The sequence below is a fragment of the Bartonella sp. AP21QHHD genome, assembly GCF_042196205.1.
Lineage (GTDB): Bacteria > Pseudomonadota > Alphaproteobacteria > Rhizobiales > Rhizobiaceae > Bartonella.
Genome location: NZ_JBHIPT010000117.1, coordinates 22,678 through 28,677, shown reverse-complemented (window position 1 = coordinate 28,677; position 6,000 = coordinate 22,678). Strand labels below are relative to the sequence as shown.

Genomic DNA, 6,000 nt, shown 5'->3' with positions numbered 1-6,000 from the left:
TTATCGGTTATGTCAGTTTATTTAACAGACGAATCTTATGATTTTAGTGAATGATTAAAATGTGCTTTATGAAAAGCATATAATCTTTTAAAGCCTTTCAAAAGAAAGGGATTATAATCATAATAAATGCTATCAAGACCATTATGGTTATGAGTTTTGGAGGTTTAGGGGTTTTGGGGGGTTTTGGAGGTGCTTTTTACGCCACTTTTATATATTTTTTTCAATAAAAAATAAAAGTTATTATATTTCAATGCGTTAATGATCTAAATAAACAACCTATATTAAACACAAAACATAAATACAATCTTTAATATATATTTAAGAGGGTTTTGTAGGTGTTTTGGGGGTTTTAAAAACAGACAAAACCTATAAGTAATATAAGAAAATGAATATACATAACCCTCTTTAAACAAAGCTTTTGAAAACAATAAAGCTATCATTTTAGATTACGGTATAATCTTTTAAAGGCAATGTAAAAAAAATCTAATTCTATTTAAGAGTGGATTTCTTAAAAGTCTTAAAGCAATCCAAATAAGAGTATCTAAAAGTGCAAATGGTTTCTTTTTAGAATAACGCATGATAAATTATTCCTTTTAAGATTATAGGTAATCAACTCACAAGATGATACGTTTAAAGAATTTACAAAAGTCCATTAAAGAGATCTTGATAACGTAATTATTTCCTATCTTAGTTTATCTCATAACAGATGATAAAATAGACTGTTAGTTAAACTAATACATAAGCGGCTTTAATAAGATTGGCATGCCCATTATGTGAGCATGCTTTATAAGTTATTCAGTTTCTCTTATTTCTAATTTTGGTAAGTTTTTTACGATTTTCATTGTTTCTAAACTTACGGTAATAACCCTTTGAAACAATTCTAGAGGGTAGGCAGGGTTGCCAACGGTTTCAACAGCATAGCGATTGGCATCATTGACAATACCACTCTTTTTATCAGTCTTAACGCATTGACGCCCCATAACCCATTCAAGATCAGGCTTGCCATTGACGATATACTCATAAGCTTCAAGAGGGATATCTGTTATGTTAATATTGCTATTGTAAATAACAGTCGATTTATCCTTTTCCTTACTATTCTTAATTTTTGCGAATTTCATTTCAGTCACATAATAGAATTTTTCGAGATTAGAGATTTCTGTCTGTTTTGGATTACCCTTTTTAAAGATCACGGGATAAGGCTCTACATCTTCATAATTCACGTGCAAATGACCTAGTTCACGTCCTGCTGTTACAAATTTCCAAAAGTCATCAGCACTCTTTACACACGGGATACGAGGCAATTCTTTAGAGAGGTTATCAGCATAACTGGCACGATAATCTTCCGAATGAAGTATACCGTAAACATAATAGAATAGATCATCCTTAGTGATTTTTTCATTAGGATAAGCTGCTTTAAAATGTGCTAATCCTTCATCAGTTATGGCATCATGCCTCTGTAAACCAACAGTTTTGTTTTCTTCTGTAGCATTTGCAAATAAATGGGATTGTTTCTCATTTTTATCTTTTGAAACCGTCGTGTCTTCGTAAATATAACGTGGAAAGCATTGTCCAGTATCTATTGCATGAAAATCAGGTAGATCCCTAGTCATAATAACAGAAAAGCCACTTCTTGCCCCTATAGCAGAAACTTGTATCACTGTATTTTTGATCATTTTTTCTACAGGAAAGATACGAGGCATTTGATAAATTGCTTCATTAAAAATGCGATTATAATAAAGCCACTGTCGTGTAAAAGGACGATATAAACTTTGAACAAAACCGTCTTCTTCAAATTTTAAAATATTACCTCTTGCTAATTGTTTTTTTATATTCAAACTCCAACTTATCTTGCTTGTATCTGAATTAACAAAATTATCTACAGCCTTTGTACGTGATTTACTGTCAGTGTGCGCATAAGCATTATTAAAACGTTCTGCTTCACTGTTATAGAAGGCAATCATGTTACCCATATTTTTCGCTAAAATTGCACGACTTGAATTGTATGCCCAAGCATCACGACTAGTCGTAATGCCACAAGAATAAATCTCAAAGAGTTTTTTCTCATGAGGTCTCTTATCGCCTAAAGCTAAGAATGTTTCAAAACTGTCATCACGTTGACGTATCCAATCACCATGCTTATCTGGTGTGATTATTTGCCAATCTTTTTTACTTCGTGTAATGCCATCAATACTACCAAAGTCCTTAATTGTTTTAAGTTTTTTTTCTCTTGTTTGATTATCACCAATATCATGATAGTAAATTTTACAAGGTCCAATAGTATTGGGATTTTTTATAAACAGCGTCACGGCAATGCCCGTCATACTACCACTACCAAAAACATTTTCACCTTCTTGAGCAGCTCCATTGCTTAACATATTTTTACGAAGATCCCCTCGTAAATTAAGTACATAAATACTCGTAAATTCTTTGGCTAAAGATTTTCGTAAACTATTCATTGTCGATTTTTCTATGTAACCAGAGCCAGAAACAAAGCCGATTACCCCAGCATTACCAATACGGTCACTTGCCCAGCGCATAGCACGAATATAACTGTCATAAAAATTTCGCGTATTCATTGATTTAGATTGAGCAGCATAGGTTTCACGAATACGGTTATTTAATATGGGATAAGGGGTATTCTTTGCATTGTCATTAGCACTTTTTTGACCTGTTGAATAAGGAGGATTGCCAACAATAACTTGGATATCTACTTCCTGCTGTTTTTTACACCGCTCTGAATTCTCAAACATATAGCGTGTAAAAAAATCTTTTTCTTCAAGCATCAAAAACGTATCAGTTAAACAAATTCCTTCAAAAGGGATATACTCTCCTTTCATAAGACTATGATAGGTCGATTCAATGTTAATCGCTGCTATGTAATAGGCTAGCAAAACAATCTCATTGGCATGAATATCATGACGGAATTTATATTTCATATCCTCTGGTTTGATGAGCTTGGATTGTAAAAGCCGTGTAATAAAGGTCCCCGTTCCAGTGAAAGGGTCAAGAATAGAGACGCCTCGAGAACTTAAGCTTTGTCCAAACTCTTGCTCTAAAACATCATTGACGGAATGTAAGATAAAATCAACTATTTCAATAGGCGTATAAACAATCCCAAGTTTATCTGTTGTCTTTTTAAATGCCTTGGTAAAAAAATCTTCGTAAAGTTTGATAATAAGATTCTGTTTTGCTCGCGTTTCAATAATACCCTCTGTATCATCCTTTACACTTTGATAAAACTTTTCAAGATCTTTGGCTTCGTCTTTGATATTCATCTTATCAAGTTCTCTTAAGATCTTTTCCATGGCTTGTGAAATGGCATTGTTTTGCACAAACTCATTTCCATCAAACAAGGATTCAAAAATAGGACGTGTCACAAGGTGTTGCGCCAACATCTCAAGTGCATCCTCTTGCTCGATACTGTCATTTAAACCGTTCTTTAATTCTTTATGAAAGGCATCAAAAGCGTGAAAGGCTTCACTCTTTTTATCAGCGAGTATGCTTTTAAGACGAATAATATGATTTTGTGCAATTGCAGCTACATTGCCAGCCCAATTTCCCCACTGATTAGGCTCTCCACATTTTTTGACAATCATGGGCTTAATAGCACGCGATAATTCATCAACATAAAACTCGAATTCTTTTTGTCCTCCATATTTATAAGAGCTTTCACTTGCTACTGAACCAATATGAAGCCCAGCACTTTCCGATTTCGCGTGGAAAGAGAGTTCGTCAACAACTGCGGTCATTGCTTGTAAAGCAGGGTCAAAAGTAACCCCTACAATCTCAAACACATGACGAACATCTTGGTCCAGCTCTAAGGCTTTTATTTTGTTTTTAAAGTTGTCATCATGAGCACGCAAAGCATTGAGAACTTGCCAGATGACATCATACTTTGTATTGTTTTCTAAAGCCTGTTGTGGTGGAATATTAAAGGGAATACCAACGGGTAAAATAATGTAGCCTGTTGTTTTACCTTCTGCGCGGCGCATCACACGCCCCACAGCCTGTATCACATCCACATGACTTTTACGCGGGTGTAAAAACATAACCGCATCAAGAGCAGGGACATCGACTCCTTCAGAGAGACATCGGACATTGGTTAACACACGGCAGTTATTCTCATCTGTATCTTCTTTAAGCCAATCAAGTAATTTATTACGATTTTTGCCATTAAAAGATCCATCAATGTGCTTAACATCAAAGATAAGAGAAGTCTTACTTTCGGGAACAAATTTATGATATTCATCAATGGCGTCATTGAATAGTTCGCTAACTAATTGAGACGTCTTGATATTTTTACAAAAAGCCAGAGAACGACGCATAGGTTTTATGCCATCTTCTTCCTTCTTTTCTATTTGGGAAAGTGCTTTGTAGCAGCCAATGATTTTAGTTGTATCATCAAGAATAAGTTCGGAATTTTTATCTTTAAGGCGTTTCTGAATCGTTGCGTTAATAATTGCTTCATCAACAGCCAAGACGATAACTTTATAGGGTGTTAAAAGTTTATCTTTTAGAGCTTTTGAAAAAGTATACGTGTAAAGATTTTTTCCATAGAGCTCTTCATCATCCATGGACGCCAGAACAGCATCAGATGCGTCAGCCTTCTTTTTCAGCTTGTCGGTAAAGATCTTAGGGGTTGCCGTCATGTACAGCCGTTTTTTGCCCCGAATGATGCTGTTATCATGAACCTTGATAAATTCAGATTCACGCTTGTCTGTTCCTAACACAGCTCCAGTGGTACGGTGTGCTTCATCACAGATGATCAGATCAAATTCGGGTAAATCATACTTTTTTTGCGCATCCGAAATCACTTGGATTGAATGGTAAGTCGAAAAGACCACAGTCATTACATCAAGAGAAGTTTTATTGGCTTTACGCGCAAGCTCTTTGGCATCGGTCGTAGCCGGTAAAACAAGGTCTGATGCATCGAGACCAGCTTCATCATCATTTTTATTCTTACGACGCTTACCTACTTGCGTATCCGAACATACGGCAAAGGAACGCAAGGATACTTCTGTATCTTCTGTCCATTCACGAATTGTTTGAGAGATAAGAGCGAGAGAGGGCACCAGAAACAATACACGCTTGCCTTTTNTGCCATAATCAGCTTGCCACGGTCTGCTTCTTTTAAACCTTCACAAACCGCTTTGAGCGCTTCTTTCTGATGATCTAAAAGCTTTTTCTTTGATTTCTCTTTGAGAACAGCTTGTCCTTGTTCTTTATAAGCCCCCCAATCGATTTGACTGTTTTCTAAATCAAACAGATTAATCCGTTGAATACGAACCTCTTGTCCTTCACAAGTCAGTTCAACATTGTCACTCCAATCTGTTTCGGTGCTATCAACCAGTATGCGACGGGTGAAGATCTTTTTGCCCGAGGCAGCAATAAAACTATCAATATCTTCTTTTTTAATTATGTGAGAGGCGTCATAGCATTTACATTGAATAGCCGCATAACCCCCTTCATCACGGATTGTAGCCACCAGATCAATCCCAATATCCGTTCCATCTTCATCATGCTCTTGCGCCCATTCCAAATAAGTTTGAACCTTTTCGTATTCTTGCTTTTGAAGCGGATCTTCACTCAAATAAACCATGACAAGGTTTTCAAACATGGTTCCTAATTCACGGGGTGATTTAGCTTTTTGACGATAATATTCCAACAGAGAGCGTAAAGTGACGTGTTCATTATCAGAGTGATGAGAGCGAAGCATAAAGGATAAACTCCATAACTATCTACGATACAGATTAATTCTCTTCAAAAGAATCGAAATGAAGCTTATTAAATCCATTTTGAGCAAATGGTGAAAAAAATGTAGAAAAATGCGAAAAAACGGATAAATTTTTTCAAAAGGGGTTTTTAAAGGCTACTTATCCACAGCCTATGACATGAGGTAAAATCAGCAAAATAGTGAATTTTGCTGTTCGTTTCACGTGTTCATCAAGACAAATGAACTATGTGCTTTTAAGATATCAGAATGTATGTTTTGATAGGCTT

Annotated in this window: 1 pseudogene; it reads right to left on the bottom strand. The window is 35.6% G+C overall.

The annotated features are described in order from the left end of the window. Nucleotides 1–791: 791 nt before the first annotated feature. A pseudogene (locus tag ACFIMC_RS08515) lies at nt 792–5,716 on the bottom strand (DEAD/DEAH box helicase). Between the last annotated feature and the right edge of the window lie 284 nt (nt 5,717–6,000).